Origin of the sequence: Streptomyces chattanoogensis (assembly GCF_001294335.1) — a bacterium.
In the GTDB taxonomy this organism is placed as follows: domain Bacteria; phylum Actinomycetota; class Actinomycetes; order Streptomycetales; family Streptomycetaceae; genus Streptomyces; species Streptomyces chattanoogensis.
Genome location: NZ_LGKG01000124.1, coordinates 1 through 15,694, shown reverse-complemented (window position 1 = coordinate 15,694; position 15,694 = coordinate 1). Strand labels below are relative to the sequence as shown.

Here is a 15,694-nt window from a genome sequence, read left to right as displayed (position 1 = left end):
GCCGGAGCCCGAAGGCCCCGGCGCTTCACGCCTGGAGCGTCACTCGTCGTCGAGTGCCGCGTGCCAGGCGATGCCGTCCAGGATGTCGTGCTCGCTGACCACGACCTCCTCGGCGCCCACCCGTTCCATGATCGACAGCAGGACGAGCGCGCCCGCGGCGATCACATCGACCCGGCCCGGGTGCATGACGGGGATCGCCGCACGCTCGGCATGGGTGGAGGTGAGCAGGTGGTCGGTGATCTCGCGGACCTTGGCGAGGGGGATCCGGGCGTGGTGGATCGCCTCCCAGTCGTAGTGGTCCAGACCGAGGGCGATGGCGGCAACGGTGGTGACGGAGCCGGCCAGGCCGACGAGGGTGTGCGCCTGGGTGAGGGGGACGGTCTCCTCGGCGTGGTCCAGGGCGGCGGCGATATCGGCCTTGATCGCGGTGATCTGGGCCGGGGTGGGCGGGTCGGTGATCTCGCCGTCGTGGAGGAGATGGCGTTCGGTCATCCGCACGCAGCCGATGTCGACCGAGCGGGCGGCCCGTACGGAGCCGTCGCCCAGGACGAACTCGGTGGAGCCGCCGCCGATGTCCACGACCAGATAGGGCGGCTGGACGTCGGCGCGGCCGGCCAGTTCCTTCGTGGCGCCGTTGAAGGAGAACTCGGCCTCCTGGTCACCGGTGATGACCTCGGGCTCGACGCCCAGGATGTCGACCACGCCGCGGACGAAGTCGTCGCGGTTCTCGGCGTCGCGGGAGGCAGAGGTGGCCACGAAACGGAGGGGGCCGGCGCCCAGCTCCTTGATCACCGCGGCGTACTCGCGGCAGGCGGCGAAGGTGCGTTCCAGGGCCTCGGGGGCCAGGCGGCCGGTCCGGTCCACGCCCTGGCCGAGCCGGACGATCTGCATCCGGCGGTCCAGGTCCTTCAGCTCACCCGTCGCCGGGTCCAGGTCCGCTACCAGCAGCCGGATGGAGTTCGTACCGCAGTCGATGGCGGCGACCCGCTTCACTTGGCGTCTCCTTCAGGTCCGTCGGGGGCTTCGCAGGCATCCTGATCCTGGCAGGGGCTCACGCACGGGCCCTTCTTCCACCACTCCGGGAGCATGGCGATGGCCTCGTCGCCCAGCGGGTTGACGCCGGGGCCGGCCGCGAGCGAGTGGCCGACGAGGACATGCAGGCACTTGACCCGGTCGGGCATACCGCCCGCGCTGGGGAAGCCCTGCAGCACCTCGATGGCGTCCCGGCGCCGGATGTAGTCCTCATGGGCCGCGCGGTAGGCGGCGGCCAGCTCCGGGTCGGTCTTCAGCCGCCCGGACATCTCCTTCATCACGCCGTTGGCCTCCAGCGTGCCGATCGCGGAGGCCGCGCGCGGGCAGGTGAGGTAGTAGAGCGTGGGGAAGGGCGTGCCGTCCTCCAGGCGCGGTGCCGTCTCGACGACGTCCGGCTGGCCGCAGGGGCAGCGGTGCGCGATGGTGCGCAGACCGCGCGGCGGGCGGCCCAGCTGCTCCTTGAAGGCGGCGATGTCCGCGGCGGTGGGCTCGGTGGGCTCGGTCTGGGGCGGGGCGGTGTCCATGTGCGCTTTCGATGGGAGACGGGGAAGCGGGCGGGTGGGTCGGTGGGTGGGCGGCGCGGGTCACGGGGCCCGGCTGCCCCTCTTATGACAGTACGGGCTGCGGCCCCCGGGCCGTACCGGATACGGCGTGGTGACCGTATCGCCTACGGCTTGTCCGCCGCGTCGACGCCGGCCCACAGGTTGTCGTACCAGGGGCGCTGGGCCGGCTTGGGCGGCCGCTTTGCCGTGGCGGTGCCGGAGCCGTCCTGGACGATGTAGCCGGTCTCGCCCGGTTTGACGAAGTGCAGATGGCGGCGGGCCTGCTGCTCGACGTAGGCCGGGTCCTGCCAGCGGGCCTTCTGGTCGCGCAGGCCGTCCAGCGTCCTGGCGGCGTTGTCGGCCTTGCGGCGCTGTTCGGCGATGTCCGAGCGCTGGGAGATGTACTGCCTTATCGGGTACGCGAGCGCGACGACCAGCGAGCACATCACCAGGGCCAGCAGCGCGGCGCGGCCGGTGAGGCGGTTGCGTCGGGGCGGGCGGGCGCGGTAGACGCGGGCGGCTGCCCCGGACTCGACAAGCGCGGTGCCGAGCGCCTTGAGCCGGGTCGCGGTCGAGAACCGGTCCGCGGGCACGTCGCCTCCCCTTCCGTTCTGACGTCCGGAACCCTCCGGCTCCGGCGTCTGAAACCACGTACGTCCCCGGCAACGGTACGGGACCGTTGCCGGGGACGCAGGAATGCGGCAGCGGCCGGGCTCAGCCCTTGAAACGGGGGAAGGCCGAGCGGCCTGCGTACACCGCCGCGTCGTCGAGGATCTCCTCGATGCGCAGCAGCTGGTTGTACTTGGCGACGCGCTCGGAGCGGGCCGGGGCGCCGGTCTTGATCTGGCCGCAGTTGGTGGCGACGGCGAGGTCGGCGATGGTGACGTCCTCGGTCTCACCGGAGCGGTGCGACATCATGCACTTGAAGCCGTTGCGCTGGGCGAGCTCGACGGCGTCCAGGGTCTCGGTCAGCGAGCCGATCTGGTTGACCTTGACCAGCAGGGCGTTGGCGGAGTTCTCCTCGATGCCGCGGGCGAGGCGCTCGGGGTTGGTGACGAAGAGGTCGTCGCCGACGAGCTGCACCTTGGTGCCGAGCTTCTCGGTGATGACGTTCCAGCCGGCCCAGTCGTCCTCGAACAGCGGGTCCTCGATGGAGACCAGCGGGTAGGCCTCGACCAGCTCCGCGTAGTACTCGGTCATCTCGGCGGCCGAGCGGCTCTTGCCCTCGAACTGGTAGGTGCCGTCCTTGTAGAACTCGGAGGCGGCGACGTCCAGCGCCAGCGCGATGTCCTGGCCGGGGGCGTAACCGGCCTCCTTGATGGCCTCGAGGATGAGGTCGAGGGCCTCGCGGTTGGAGCCCAGGTTCGGGGCGAAGCCGCCCTCGTCGCCGAGGCCGGTGGCCAGGCCCTTGGCCTTCAGGACCTTCTTGAGGGTGTGGTAGACCTCGGCGCCCCAGCGCAGCGCCTCGGAGAAGGACTCCGCGCCGATCGGGGCGATCATGAACTCCTGGATGTCCACGTTGGAGTCGGCGTGCGACCCACCGTTGAGGATGTTCATCATCGGGACGGGCAGGACGTGCGCGTTCGGGCCGCCGAGGTAGCGGAACAGCGGCAGGTCGCTGGCCTCGGAGGCGGCGTGCGCGACGGCGAGGGAGACGCCGAGGATGGCGTTGGCGCCGAGCGAGCCCTTGTTGTCGGTGGCGTCCAGGTCGAACATCGCCTGGTCGATCAGCCGCTGCTCGGTCGCGTCGTAGCCGACGAGCTCCGGGCCGATCTGCTCGATGACGGCCAGGACGGCCTTCTCCACGCCCTTGCCCAGGTAGCGGTCGGGGTCACCGTCGCGGAGCTCGATGGCCTCGAAGGCGCCGGTCGAGGCGCCGGACGGCACGGCGGCACGGCCCGTGCTGCCGTCGTCGAGGCCGACCTCGACCTCGACCGTGGGATTACCTCGCGAGTCGAGAATTTCGCGGGCTACGACGACGTCGATGGACGGCACGTTGTCTCCTTCATGGGTGTCTGGAGTTCTGCAGCACGAGCCTAACGGCCCCAGGCACCTCCGCTTGCCCTTGGCCCGCTCTGTGGGACGGAAAGACCCGGAAAGCTTCCCAAAGGCGCAGTTCACGGGACGTTTGGGAGCTTGTTCGCCATACGGGAAAACCGCGGGAAGCCGCTGGTTGGCGACCGGTGGGCGCCGTGGCACACGGCCTGGCGCTCCCCACGCATACGAGAAGCCCCGCCGCGGCGCGCTGGGGGGGAGTGCGCGCCGGGCGGGGCTGTCCCGGGGGATGCGGGCCCGTCGCCGGGGCCCGCGGGAGTCCCGGTGGGGGGACGGCTCAGATGCTGAGCTGCTGGCCCGGGAAGATCAGGTTCGGGTTGCCGCCGATGACGGACTTGTTGTTCGCGTAGACCGTCTTCCAGTTGGTGCCGTGCGCCTTGGCGATCTTGGCGAGGGTGTCACCGGACTTGACGGTGTAGTTGCCCGAGCCGTGCGCCTTCTTCGGAGCCGGCTGGGCCTTCTCCTGCTTCGGGGCGGCGGGCTGGGTCTTCTTCGGGGCGGGGGCCTTCTTGACCTCGGCCTTGGTGGAGGTGTCGAGGTCGGGGGACGGGCCACCGGCGGTCAGGTTGCCGGCGCCGGCGCAGGACCAGGCGCCCGGGCCCTGGATGGCGAGGAGCTTCTCGGCGGCGGCGATCTGCTGGGCCTTGGTGGCCAGGTCGGCGCGGGCCGCGTACTGGGTGCCGCCGGCGGCGGCCCAGCTGGAGTTCGAGAACTGCAGGCCGCCGTAGTAGCCGTTGCCGGTGTTGATCGACCAGTTGCCGCCGGACTCGCACTGGGCGACCTTGTCCCAGGTGGCGACGGAGGCGGCGGAGGCGGAGGTGGCGCCCATCATCGGGACGGCGACGGCGGCACCTGCGACACCGGCGAGGGTGGCGATGCGGACGGCCTTGGACGGACGGCGGTGCTTGCCCTTGTTCAGCATGGTTCGTTTCCTCACCGACGCCTACGAGGTGAGCTGTCGGGTTCGGGCTGTGAGTGGCCCGGCCGGGGGGCGCATGGCGCACCCGGCTTCACCCCAAGCCGGTTGACCCGCTTTCACGGGTGGGGCCGGCACTTACCTTGGGTCCCCCGCTCCTGCCTTCGGCGCTTGCGCGTCGAGTGCCTCCGACCACCGGCAGGACTCGGCGAGTGATCGAAGGGCTCGCTTTGGCGAGCGGTCCAGACCGTATGCAGTAAGCCCCTTAATGTTCAAACCCCACTATCTGAACCAAGTTGACCGTTTTTGATCATCGAGGTCCCTTGTTTCCGCAGGTCGGCGGCGGTGCGAAAGGGATGCGGCATCCGGCGGACGAGCCGGACACCGCACCCGGAACGAGACCCTTGTCTCACTTTCGCCAAAAGGGGCGAACTGCTGGTAACTACCCTTCCGTGTGCCCGAGATCGAGCCGCTGACCTGGGTGGATCAGGTCCGCGTCGGACCCGATGACCTTCTCGTTGCGGTCGTAGAGCGCGGTCCAGCCGCCGGGCAGATCGTGGGCCTCGGCGATGCCTGACAGGGTGTCACCGGAGCGGACGGTGTAGTCGCCGCCCGGGTCCGTACCGGGCTCCGTGCGGTGTGCGTCGCCGCCCCGGGAGGCGTGGCGGCCGGAGGGGCGGCCGTCGGCGCCGTCGCCCTTCCCGTCCTCGCCGTCCTCGCCGTCCTCGCCGCTCTCGCGGTGACTGCCGTCCTTGTCCTCGTCGGCGTCGCCGCGGTGCTTGCCCGTGCCGGGGGCGGGCGTGGACGCCGGGTCGGACGGATCCGTGGAGTCCGACGCGTCGGGGGCCGACGGGGACGGCGTGGGCGTGGCGTCGCCGGACGGGTCGCCCGACGGGTCACCGGACGCGTCGCCGGAGGGGTCGGCCGACGGGTCACCGGACGAATGGTCGGACGGGTCGCCGGAGGAGTCGTCGGAGGAGTCATCGGACGGGTCCGACGACGGCCCGGAGGGGTCGGCGGACGGATCGGCGGACGGATCGGCCGGGTCCGTCGAGACACCCGAGTCCGTCTCGTCACCCCAGTCGTCGCGGTGCCCCGGGTCCCCCTTCGGATCGGGCCGCGGCGTGCTCGTGCCGCCCGGGTCGACCTCCGGGGCGCGGCCGTCCCGGGTCAGCCCGGCGTTCACCGCACAGCTGGGCCAGGCGTCCGGGCCGCGGTCGTCGAGGATGGACTCGGCGACGGCTATCTGCTGGGAGCGGCTGGCGAGGTCCGGGCGCGAGGCGTAGGCAGTGCCGCCGTACTGCTCCCACATGTCCTGGGTCAGCTGGAGTCCGCCGTAGAAGCCGTTGCCGGTGGCCGCGCTCCACATCCCGCCGCTCTCGCACTGCGCGACCTTGTCCCAGGTCCCGGTGTCGGCGGCCTGTGCGCCGCTCGCGGCGAACAGCGGAAGCGCCATACCGGCGCCGGTGACTCCCACCGTGACGAAGATGGCCGGGGCCTGACGGGGTCGACGGTGTCGGCCGTTCCCGGAGCGCATGCGGTTGCCTTTCGAGCGGCGGAGACGTGCTGGAGTTGTCTGCCGGATCGGCGCGGTGGCGGCGAACCCGTACGGGTCGTCGAACCTGTGGCCGATTCGGTGGGTCGAAAGGTAGCCGGGGTCACGGGTAGTCACAAGTCGGTGTAGCGGAGATCACGCGGAGATCACGTACCTGACACTCCGTCACCATGCGGGTCGTTGCTGGTCAGAGGCGCTCCGGCGTGAACTCCACCGGCAGCGACCGCAGTCCGCGCATGATGAGCCCGCCTCGCCAGCGCAAATCGCCAGGTTCCACGGCAAGCCGGATGTCCGGAAGCCGGGTCAGCAGGGTCGCGAGGGCGGACTGCCCCTCCAGCCGGGCGAGCGGTGCCCCCAGGCAGTAGTGGATGCCGTGCCCGTAACCGAGATGCTGATTGTCACGCCGGGTGAGGTCGAGGACATCCGGGTCGGGGAAGCGCGCGGGGTCGCGGTCGGCGGCGGCCAGCACCACCAGGACGGGGTCGCCCTCGGCGATCCGCTGCCCGCCCAGCGTCAGCTCCTGGGTCGCGAACCGCCAGGTGGCCAGCTCCACGGGGCCGTCGTACCGCAGCAGTTCCTCGATGCCGGTGGCGAGCAGGTCCGTGTCGCCCGCCGCGATCGACTTCTGCAGCAGCTCGCGCTGGGCGGGGTGCCGGAGCAGCTGGTAGATGCCGTTGCCGATGAGATTGACGGTGGTCTCGAAACCGGCGAAGAGCAGGATGAACGCCATCGCCGCGACCTCGTTCTCGGTGAGGTGCTCGCCGTGGTCGGAGGCCCGGATCAGCCCGGAGATCAGGTCCTCGTCCGGGCCGGGCGCGGCCCCCAGGGTTTCGCGTTTACGGTGGATCAGCTCGGCCAGATACCCCCGCATCTTCTTCACGGAACGGGCGACTCCGCCCCGCGGCCCGCCGCCGTGCCGGATCATCATGCCCGCCCAGTCGCGGAAGTCGTCCTGGTCCTCGCGCGGTACGCCCAGCAGGTCGCAGATCGCGTAGATGGGGAGGGGGAAGGCGAACTCATGGATGAGATCGGCCTCGCCCCGGGCCGAGAAGGAGTCGATGAGGCGGTCGGTCAGCTCCTGTACGCGCGGGGCGAAGGCCGCGACCCGGCGCGGCGTGAACGCCTTCGAGACGAGGCGACGGAGCCGGGTGTGGTCCGGGGGGTCGATATTGAGCAGATGCGTCATCAGGTTGGCGCTGCGCTCGCCCGGAATGCCGACCTTGCCCTTGCCGTGTGCCGACTCGCTGTGGTGCACCGGGTTCTTGGAGAGCCGGGCGTCGGCGAGCGCCTGGCGCGCGTCGCCGTAGCGGGTCACCAGCCAGGCCTCCACACCGCTGGGGAGCGCGGTCCGGTGCACCGGCGCATGCTCGCGCAACCAGGCGTACGCGGGGTAGGGGTCGGCGGCGAACTCCCAGGTGAACAGCTCGGGCCGGCCGGCGGGGCAGCCCGCGGCCGGGGTGACGGGGGCGGTGGCGTCGGGGGTGGCGTCTGGCTTGTCGTGCACGTCCCGACCGTAACGCCTGCCCCACGGCCCACCCGATGCCCTGCACTCACCCCAAGCGCCCCAGGTCCACGCCCAGCCCCTCCAGAAATGCCGCGGCCGCCGGTGACGGGCCCAGTCCGCTCCACACCACCCGCTCGGTACGCTCCGGCGCCGGCCGTACGCGCACCATGGCCAGCCCCACCAGCTCCGAGGCGAACGCCTCCGGAACCATGCCGACCCCCAGCCCCGCCCGCACCAGCTTCGCCAGAAATTCGACGGTGGTCACCTCGAACTCCGCCTCCGAGGCCAGCCCCGCCGCCCGGAACGCCTCGTCGCGCTGGCGGCGGGCCGCCGATCCCGCCGTGAAGTCGACGAACGGCTCGCGCGCCAGCCGCGACAGGGTGGTCCACTCCCGCCCCGCCAGCGGATGCCCCGGCGGCACCACGGCGACCAGCTCCCCGCGCGCCAGCTCCTTCTCCCGTACGCCGACGGTACGGGCACTGGGCACCAGCCCCACGAAGGCCACATCCAGCGCCCCCTCCCGCACCTTCTCCAGGAGCTGATCGCTCATCTCCGTCTGCAGGCTGATCCGCACCTGGGGGTAGCGCGCGCGGAAGGCGCCCAGCTCATGGGCGAGATCGACGGCCGCCACGGTCGAGATCGCCCCCACCGCGAGCCGCCCGCGCACCTGGCCGGTCGCCGCCTCCACCTCCGCGCGGGCCCGCTCGGCCGCCTGCAGCGCCTGCCGGGCGACCGGCACGAACGCCTCGCCCGCGGCGGTCAGCCGCACGCTCCGGCTCGTCCGGTCGAAGAGCCGCGCACCGAGCTCCTTCTCCAGGCGGGCGATCTGATGGCTGAGCGCGGACTGCACGACATGGCAGCGCTCGGCGGCCCGGGTGAAGCCGCCGGTCTCGGCGACCGCGACCACGTACCGCATCTGCTGAAGCTCCATGCCGAACGATGGTAGGCCCCATTCATCGCAATCCACGATCGATGCAATGAAAACTATGCGTTGGACTCATCGATGGGGGCGCACCCAGGCTGGGGCCATGACACCCGAAAAGCCCGCCTCCGGGCAGTTGGGCCGCGGCACCCTCCTCCTCATGTCCATCGCCGCCGGCCTGTCCGTCGCCGGCAACTACTTCGCCCAGCCGCTGCTGGACCTCATCGGCCGCGATCTCCAGCTGTCCGCGTCCACCACCGCCCTGGTGGTCACCGTCGCCCAGACCGGCTACGGACTCGGCCTGCTCCTGCTCGTGCCGCTGGGCGACCTCGTGGAACGCCGCCGGCTGGCGGTCACCCTGTGCGCCCTGACCGCCGTCTTCCTCACCCTCACGGCGGGCGCCCCGAACGGCGCCCTGCTGCTGCTCGGCACCGCGCTGACCGGCCTGACCTCGGTCGCCGCCCAGGTGATCGCCCCGTTCGCCGCGACCCTGGCCGCCCCCGCCGCACGCGGCCGCACGGTCGGCACCGTCATGACCGGCATCCTCCTGGGCATCCTGCTGGCCCGCACGGCCGCCGGACTGCTCGCGGAGCTGGGCGGCTGGCGCACGGTCTACTGGGCCAACGCCGGGCTGATGCTCCTGATGGCCGTCCTGCTCCGGTTCCGCCTGCCCGTTCTCCGTACGACGGCGGGGCTGGGCTACCCCGCGCTGCTGCGCTCGACCCTTGGGCTCTTCGTGTCGGAACCGGTGCTGCGGTGGCGGGCCGCGCTGGGCGCCCTGGCCTTCGCAGGGTTCAGCGTGCTGTGGACCTCGGTGGCGTTCTTGATGTCCGGCCCGGCGTACGGCTGGCAGGAATCGGCGATCGGGCTGCTGGGGCTCGTGGGCGCGGCCGGTGCGCTGTCCGCGTCGGTGGGCGGACGGCTGGCGGACCGCGGGCTGGTGCACCGGGTCACCGGCGTCGCGGCGTTCCTGCTGCTGGGTTCGTGGGGGCTGCTGGCCCTGGGCGGGGCCGGTGGGGTGTGGTCACTGGCGGCACTGCTGGCCGGGGTGATCGTGCTGGACCTGGCCTCCCAGGCCATCCACGTCAGCAACCAGAACGTGGTCTACGCGGTCCGCCCCGAGGCCCGCAACCGCCTCAACTCCGCCTATATGACCAGCTACTTCGCGGGCGGCGCGGTCGGCTCGGCCCTCACCTCGGCCGTGTGGGGCGCGGCGGGGTGGGGCGGCGTGTGCGGAGTCGGGGCGGGGCTGGCGGCGATGGTCGTAGGTGTATGGGTCGCCGAGCAGCTGTGCCACCGGCATCGCGCGTCTCAGGCGCCGAACTCCCCGCGCTTCACGGTCGAGATGAACGCGGACCAGCTCTCGTAAGGAAAGACCAGCGCCGGGCCGGTCGGGCGCTTGCTGTCGCGCACGGGCACACTGATGTGGCCACGGGCGACTTCAAGGCATTCATCCTGGGTGCCGCTGCTGTAGCTGGACTTGTACCACCCGGTGAGGGTGGACGCGTCGGAGACGGTGTGCTCATTGCTGACCATGTGCGTGTTCCTCTGCTGCCGTCCTGACCAGGGCCAGTGACTCCTCCTGCGACAACGCGCCGCTCAGGGCGAGAGCGTAGGCCGTCTGGCTGGCACTCACCAGAGCCGGATCATCCATCAGGTTCCCGGTCCGGAAACCTTCGGCATAGGCAACTGGGGCGGAGTCCTCGAAGCTCATGAGCGTGAGCAGGCTCTGCATGAGCGCATGTGCCCCCGCGCCGTACGGAATGACGTGCAAGCGCAGCCGCCCCGCCTCAGCCATGTCCGCGACCCTGCGCAACTGCTCCGCCATGACCTGCGGGCCGCCGACGCGGCGTCGGATGGCAGCCTCGTCGAGCAGCGTCCAGACGACGGGGTACATCGGTCCGTCGAGGATGCGGCGGCGTTTTGTTCGGAAGACGACGAACTCGTCAAGTTCCTCAGCCGTGTAGTTCGGCCGGTAGGCGCGGAAGAGGGCGCTCGCGTAGTCGGCAGTCTGGAGCATCCCTGGAATCAGCGACAGTGCGAACTGCTGGATCAGTGTTGCCTGTTGTTCCAGTTCCGCCACTGCCGCGAAGTAGTGGTTGTACTTCGACTCCAGATCCTCCAGCCACCGCGCGAAGAACCCATCCGTACCCAGTGCCCTGTCGATCCGCTGCGCATCATCCGGCTTGGGCAACCGCCGCCCCGCCTCCCAATGGCTGATCAACGTCGGCGAGCACACCACACGCTCACTCAACGCTTCCTGCGTCATCTCAGCGGCCAGGCGGCGGAGCTTCAGCTCCTCCCCGTACTTCTCCCTGGGGGTGCGTGGCCTTCGGTCGATCTCCATGGGCTAACTCCCTGTGCTGATGGGTGCGTTGTCAGGCTCGCCCTACTGGAAGCGTAGCCAGAACAACCCCCACTCTGTGAGGGAACAGCCACACAGCGTGAAGAAACGCAAGACCCTCGCGACCGGCGTGCACCGGCCCGAGGGCGTGGCCACCAACCCCCTGGAGGTTGACGACATGACCGAGCCTATCCAAAGGCTCATCGAACTGCTGTTGCGATGGCTGCTTCCCGCGTCGGGGCGACACCGCGCACAGTGCGGGCGGCGCCGGACGCTGTGGCTGGCCGTGCACGGAATCGACGCAGGGCCGCGCTGGATTCACGGCGTGGAGGTAGCTACGCGATGAGCGCCATGGACACCGCGCGGCTGCTGCCCTGGTGCAGTCCGGACGGGAAGCCGTGCTACCTGGCGGGCGACGGGACCGGATACGTCTCCCGTAGGGCCGACACCGTGGAGGCGGCACAGCTCGACTTGGCCGCCGTTCTTATCAAGGAAGCCCGCCACATCCTCGACGGACGGAGCTGGACGTCCGGCGAAATCCACCTGCTGGCCGTCGAGTTGACGGAATGCCTCACCGATGTGCACAGGGTGGCGGAGAGCCGGGGCGCTCGCCTGCCCGCACCCGACCACGACCGTCCCGACATCGACGACGACGATGCCGATGGTGGGCCCCGGCTTCCGGCGGCGGCGTTCGGATGAGCCGGGGCGCCCACCCCTCAACTCCCCCGACCGGACAGGCCAAGAGAGGGACAGGACGTGTCCCGGCCGAGCCGACGGGCTCACTCTCGCCCCGGTCCGTCCCGCGGGGAGCGTCCTAGGCGCTCCCTTCAAGGATGCCGCGCCGCCTCGGCGCGGTGAGGGAAACAGGTCCCGCCCGGCGCACCACTCTGCTCCGCCGGGCGGGGCCGCCACCCACGTTCTCAGGCACCGGTGAGCTCGGGCGGCAGCACCGGCGGATCGCCCTGCGTCCAGGTGATACGCAGGTCCGTGCGGTGCAGCCGCCAGCCGTCCGCGGTCCGCACCAGTTCGTTCTCCGTGCGGCCGCCGGAGAGGAACAGGTCTCCCTCACCGGCGAGCACATGGGTGCTGAGCTGGTTGCCGTGCAGGGTCGCGCGGTCACCGTCCACCTCGATGACGTAGTTGGACCCGAAGTGCACGGTGCGGTCGAAGAGACGCATCGCGGTGCGCACGTTCCCGAGAATGGCGTGACGTCCCTGCACGTGCCCCGCAGGTGTCGCGGTGCTCGCTTCCTCGGTGAAGAACGACGCGGCCCACGACCGGTCGAACTTCCGGTCGTCGAGGGAGCGTAGGTAGCGGTCGAACAGGTCGGTGATCTCGGCGCGGTCGGTCAGGGCCCGGATTTCGGTGTGCAGTGTCTGGCTGTCCATGCCGGTGATCTTGAGTCCTCAAGCGCAGTTGAGGTCAGCCGATCTGCCGAAAAGGAGCTAACCGGCCGCCCCGCCCTCCGCCGCTATCACCGCATCCCGATAGGCCCGCGCCGCAGCCCGCAACGCCGCCTCCGGGTCGACGCCGTCCCGCTCCGCCCGTACGGCCATCGCCAGCAGCTCGTAACCGACGCCCTCCCCCGCCGGCAGCGCCACCTCCAGCCCCGCCGTCCGCACCCGCGACGCCAGCTTCGCCGCCAGGGCCAGACCGGGCTGGCCCAGCGGCACGCCCTCCGTCACCGACTCCCGCTGCTTCTCCTCCGCCTTGGTCCGCAGCCAGTGCGCCTTGACGTCCTCGGGGGTCTCGGCGTCCTCCTCCCCGAAAACATGCGGATGGCGATGGACGAGCTTCTCGACGATCGTCCCCGCCACATCGTCGATCGAGAACGGGTCCTCCGGAGCGTCCTGCGCGATCCGGGCGTGGAAGACGACCTGGAGCAGCACGTCGCCCAGTTCCTCCCGGAGCTCCTCCCGGTCGCCCGCCTCGATCGCCTCGACCAGCTCGTACGCCTCCTCCAGGCCGTACTTGGCGAGGTCCTCATGCGTACGGATGCTGCTCCAGGGGCACTCGGCGCGGATCTGGTCCATCACCTGGACGAGATCGAGCAGCCGGGCGCCGGGGAGGTCGTACGAACCGGGCAGCAGCTCCAAGTCCGGCATGGTCTCCCGGCCGGAGCCGGCCAGCCGGGCCAGGCCGTCGGTCAGCGCGCTCTCGCCGTCGGCGGAGGTGAGGACGACGGCGGTACGGGCCTCGGGGACGCAGTAGTCGACCAGCTCGCGGGCGGTGGGGGACGCCACCTCCACCCGGATGCCGGCCTCGCTCAGATACGGCAGCTGCGGGTGGTCCGGAGCGGCGCACAGCACCCGGTCCGCCGCGCGCAGGACCTGCCACGCGGGCCAGGACAGCAGGCCGGGGGCGACCCGGTGGCTGGTGGTGAGCAGGACCAGGCGGCCGGTGCCGGGGCCCTCGGGGCGGGCGTCGGCGCCGGTGTCGGCGGCGGAGGCGTCAGAGGCGTCAGCGTTCACGCATCGAACGTAACCCACGCCACCGACAACGACCGGCGCCGGTCGCCGGAAGCCCTGCGGGCCCGGTCAGACCCGCTGCCGCCCGGCCGCGCGCTCGGTGGTGATCCACGGCTCCTTGGTCTCCCCCAGGATGACCTGCTGGTCGTCCCACTTCCCGAAGCGCGGATTGACGTCGATGCCCATGGACCGCGACGTCTTGGCCAGGGCCTGCGCAAGCTGCTGCTGACCCTGCGGCCGGCCCCGGTCGGCGCCCAGGTGCTTGGCGAGCCCGTCCAGCAACAGCTGATTACGGACCATGGCATCGATCTCGTCCGGCGCAATGCCCTGCTGGAGCCACATCGCCTTCAGCCGCTCGGCGCTGCCCGCCCGCTCCTCGGCCGTCTCCCGCCACTTCTGGATGTCGTTCCGGGTGACCGTCACCCCGGCGTCCTCGGCGGCGCGTGCCAGCACCTCGTCGAAGATCATGCCGTTGAGGGTGGCCAGACTCAGCCGGCCGGTGTTCATGATCAGCTGGGCGCCCTGCGGGGACTTGCCCTGCGCCTCGCGCACGTCCTTCACCCTGGCCTGCAGCTGCGCGACGGTGATCCGCTTCCCGTCGACCACGGCCGCGGCGCCGGGGTGCGCATCGCTGCCGCAGGCGGCCAGTAGCGGGGCCGCGGCGAGCAGGGCCGCGGTGGCGGATACGGAGAGCGCTGTCCTACGGCGGAACACTTGGCCTCCCGGCAGATCGTGCGACGGAGTCTCGACCTTCGGTGATCGATGCTAAGGAGTCGCCGTGACGCAGGCCACTCCTTCGGGCAACGATCTACGCCGGGGTCGGTTTCTGCGCGCTCGGTCAGAAGGCCCGTCCCCTCGTTATTCGGCTTCGTGCCTGCCTGATCACCTATAGCTTTTCCGTGCACCCCTCCCCGCCGCAAGGGCTCGCAGCAGGCTCCGTAGCAAGCCCCCACGGCACGGCACCGAGGAAGGTACGACCCCCATGACCGGCAAGACAGTTGAGGTACCCACGCCCGACGGCACGGCCGACGCCTTCGTCGCCTGTCCCGAGGGGGGCGGCAGCCACCCGGGCGTCCTCTTCTATATGGATGCCATCGGGCTGCGGCCCGTGCTCCACGAGATGGCCGAGCGGCTGGCCGGACACGGCTACTACGTCCTCGTCCCCAACGTCTTCTACCGCCACGGCCCGGCGCCCGTCCTGGAGGTGCCCGATCTGAGCTCGGCCGAGGCCCGGGAGGCATTCGTCGGCCGCGTCATGCCGCTGGTGAACGCGCACACCCCGGAGCGCGCCGTCCGCGATGCCGCTGCCTACCTGGACTTTCTCACCGCTCGGCCCGAGGTCCGGCCCGGCCCGGTCGGGGTCACCGGCTACTGCATGGGCGGCGTGCTGGCCGTACGGACGGCGGCGGCCCGCCCGGGACAGGTCGCGGCGGCCGCCGCCTTCCACCCCGGCCCGCTGGTCACCGACGGACCCGACAGCCCGCACCGGCTCGCTCCCCGGATCACCGCCGAGCTCCACGTCGGCCACGCCGCGCACGACGACTCCGCACGCCCCGAGATCCTCGGCGAGCTGGACCGGTCCCTGGACGCCGCCGGCATCCGCTACACCGACGAGGTCTACCCGGACACGGTGCACGGCTTCACGATGTCCGACACCGCGGCCTTCAGCCCGTCCGCAAGCGAACGGCACTGGGACCGGCTGCTGGATCTCTTCGGCCGGAACCTGTCCCCCTGACCGGTCCCTTCCGGGCGTTCGCCCGGCGGCTCAGCCCTGCACCTGCCCCAGCCAGTGCAGCATCCGCCGGACCTCCGCCGGGAAGGCGTGGTGCGGGCCGTGCAGGCGCTCGGCGTCGTACAGGAGGCGGGAGAGGGATTCCTGGGCGGCGGCGCGGTCGCCCTGGGCCAACAGCAAGTGGCCTATGGAGCGGCGGATTTCGAGGGGGCGGGCGGGGTCGTCGGGGTAGCGCTCGAAGTACGGGAGGAGGGCGCGGTACTCGTCGAGCGCCTGGGTGACCTCGCCGAGCTGTTCCAGACACTGGGCGGCCTCGTAGTGGAACTGGAGGGCCTGGCGGGTGGCCGCCGGGCCCGTTTCCTTGCCGAACTCCTCGGCGAGCAGGCGGAGTTCGGGCAGGGCACGGCGGTACTGGCCGTCGTCCATGAGGGTGGCGGCGTACTGCTTGCGCAGGGTGCGGACGACGGGGGAGTTCTGGCCGTGGCGGGCGGCTGCGGCCGGGAGGATGCCGCCGAGGATGTCCACGGCGCGGGTGATCCGGCCCTGGTCGAGCAGGCTTTTGACCTCGTCGACCGCGGCGGCGACGTCCGGGCCGGAGGAGAAGGGGGACGAGGGGGAGGGCGG

General features: G+C 71.3%; 18 protein-coding genes and 1 riboswitch. Of the genes, 4 read left to right on the top strand and 14 right to left on the bottom strand.

What is annotated here, in order from left to right:
• Positions 1-39: 39 nt before the first annotated feature.
• From ADL29_RS14910 to ADL29_RS14875, 8 genes are all read right to left on the bottom strand, one after another.
• The gene (locus ADL29_RS14910; RefSeq protein WP_053924151.1) at positions 40-993 is read right to left on the bottom strand and encodes a Ppx/GppA phosphatase family protein; all 954 of its coding nucleotides are present in this window, start codon (positions 991-993) and stop codon (positions 40-42) included.
• Positions 990-1,556 (bottom strand): DUF501 domain-containing protein, encoded by a 567-nt coding sequence (locus tag ADL29_RS14905; protein WP_053924150.1) that lies wholly within the window; start codon positions 1,554-1,556, stop codon positions 990-992. Before ADL29_RS14905 ends, ADL29_RS14910 begins: the two co-directional genes overlap by 4 nt.
• A 143-nt stretch (positions 1,557-1,699) precedes the next feature.
• Entirely contained in the window at positions 1,700-2,167 is a 468-nt protein-coding gene (locus tag ADL29_RS14900) for an FtsB family cell division protein (protein WP_053924149.1), read from the bottom strand.
• Positions 2,168-2,288: 121 nt separating this feature from the next.
• Entirely contained in the window at positions 2,289-3,569 is a 1,281-nt protein-coding gene (eno, locus tag ADL29_RS14895; RefSeq protein WP_053924148.1) for a phosphopyruvate hydratase, read from the bottom strand.
• Positions 3,570-3,906: 337 nt separating this feature from the next.
• Positions 3,907-4,551 carry a transglycosylase family protein gene (locus ADL29_RS14890; RefSeq protein ID WP_053924147.1) on the bottom strand — a complete coding sequence of 215 codons (645 nt, stop codon included), beginning with the start codon at positions 4,549-4,551 and terminating at the stop codon, positions 3,907-3,909.
• A gap of 3 nt (positions 4,552-4,554) precedes the next feature.
• Positions 4,555-4,725, bottom strand: a riboswitch (cyclic di-AMP (ydaO/yuaA leader).
• A gap of 262 nt (positions 4,726-4,987) precedes the next feature.
• Complete coding sequence (locus ADL29_RS14885) at positions 4,988-6,022, bottom strand: transglycosylase family protein (protein ID WP_342671162.1); 1,035 nt, start codon at positions 6,020-6,022, stop codon at positions 4,988-4,990.
• Positions 6,023-6,287: 265 nt separating this feature from the next.
• The gene (locus tag ADL29_RS14880) at positions 6,288-7,604 is read right to left on the bottom strand and encodes a cytochrome P450 family protein (RefSeq protein ID WP_053924145.1); all 1,317 of its coding nucleotides are present in this window, start codon (positions 7,602-7,604) and stop codon (positions 6,288-6,290) included.
• Positions 7,605-7,650: 46 nt separating this feature from the next.
• The gene (locus ADL29_RS14875) at positions 7,651-8,535 is read right to left on the bottom strand and encodes a LysR family transcriptional regulator (protein ID WP_046927679.1); all 885 of its coding nucleotides are present in this window, start codon (positions 8,533-8,535) and stop codon (positions 7,651-7,653) included.
• A 97-nt stretch (positions 8,536-8,632) separates the two neighbouring features.
• Between ADL29_RS14875 and ADL29_RS14870 the strand changes: the two genes are divergently transcribed.
• Positions 8,633-9,895 carry an MFS transporter gene (locus tag ADL29_RS14870; RefSeq protein ID WP_053924144.1) on the top strand — a complete coding sequence of 421 codons (1,263 nt, stop codon included), beginning with the start codon at positions 8,633-8,635 and terminating at the stop codon, positions 9,893-9,895.
• Here the strand turns inward: ADL29_RS14870 and ADL29_RS14865 are convergent.
• Positions 9,838-10,062 (bottom strand): DUF397 domain-containing protein, encoded by a 225-nt coding sequence (locus tag ADL29_RS14865; protein ID WP_053924143.1) that lies wholly within the window; start codon positions 10,060-10,062, stop codon positions 9,838-9,840. The genes ADL29_RS14870 and ADL29_RS14865 overlap by 58 nt on opposite strands.
• Positions 10,049-10,873, bottom strand: coding sequence for a helix-turn-helix domain-containing protein (locus tag ADL29_RS14860; protein WP_053924142.1), 825 nt, complete (start codon positions 10,871-10,873; stop codon positions 10,049-10,051). Before ADL29_RS14860 ends, ADL29_RS14865 begins: the two co-directional genes overlap by 14 nt.
• 97 nt (positions 10,874-10,970) lie before the next feature.
• Between ADL29_RS14860 and ADL29_RS14855 the strand changes: the two genes are divergently transcribed.
• Positions 10,971-11,216 carry a hypothetical protein gene (locus ADL29_RS14855; RefSeq protein ID WP_053924141.1) on the top strand — a complete coding sequence of 82 codons (246 nt, stop codon included), beginning with the start codon at positions 10,971-10,973 and terminating at the stop codon, positions 11,214-11,216.
• A complete protein-coding gene (locus ADL29_RS14850) occupies positions 11,213-11,569 on the top strand; it encodes a hypothetical protein (protein ID WP_053924140.1) in 357 nt (118 codons plus the stop codon). The genes ADL29_RS14855 and ADL29_RS14850 overlap by 4 nt, the downstream gene beginning before the upstream one ends.
• 221 nt (positions 11,570-11,790) lie before the next feature.
• On the opposite strand, the gene ADL29_RS14845 is transcribed toward ADL29_RS14850, so the two are convergent.
• From ADL29_RS14845 to ADL29_RS14835, 3 genes are all read right to left on the bottom strand, one after another.
• The gene (locus tag ADL29_RS14845; RefSeq protein ID WP_053924139.1) at positions 11,791-12,258 is read right to left on the bottom strand and encodes a nuclear transport factor 2 family protein; all 468 of its coding nucleotides are present in this window, start codon (positions 12,256-12,258) and stop codon (positions 11,791-11,793) included.
• A gap of 57 nt (positions 12,259-12,315) precedes the next feature.
• Complete coding sequence (locus ADL29_RS14840; protein ID WP_053924138.1) at positions 12,316-13,341, bottom strand: nucleoside triphosphate pyrophosphohydrolase; 1,026 nt, start codon at positions 13,339-13,341, stop codon at positions 12,316-12,318.
• A 66-nt stretch (positions 13,342-13,407) separates the two neighbouring features.
• Positions 13,408-14,052, bottom strand: a complete 645-nt coding sequence (locus ADL29_RS14835) for a SurA N-terminal domain-containing protein (protein WP_053924137.1) — start codon at positions 14,050-14,052, stop codon at positions 13,408-13,410.
• 268 nt (positions 14,053-14,320) lie between these two features.
• Here ADL29_RS14835 and ADL29_RS14830 point away from each other — a divergent pair, with 268 nt between their 5' ends.
• Entirely contained in the window at positions 14,321-15,073 is a 753-nt protein-coding gene (locus ADL29_RS14830; RefSeq protein ID WP_053924136.1) for a dienelactone hydrolase family protein, read from the top strand.
• Positions 15,074-15,103: 30 nt separating this feature from the next.
• Here the strand turns inward: ADL29_RS14830 and ADL29_RS14825 are convergent.
• A partial coding sequence (locus ADL29_RS14825) for a tetratricopeptide repeat protein (protein WP_425424242.1) occupies positions 15,104-15,694 on the bottom strand: 591 nt, incomplete at its 5' end.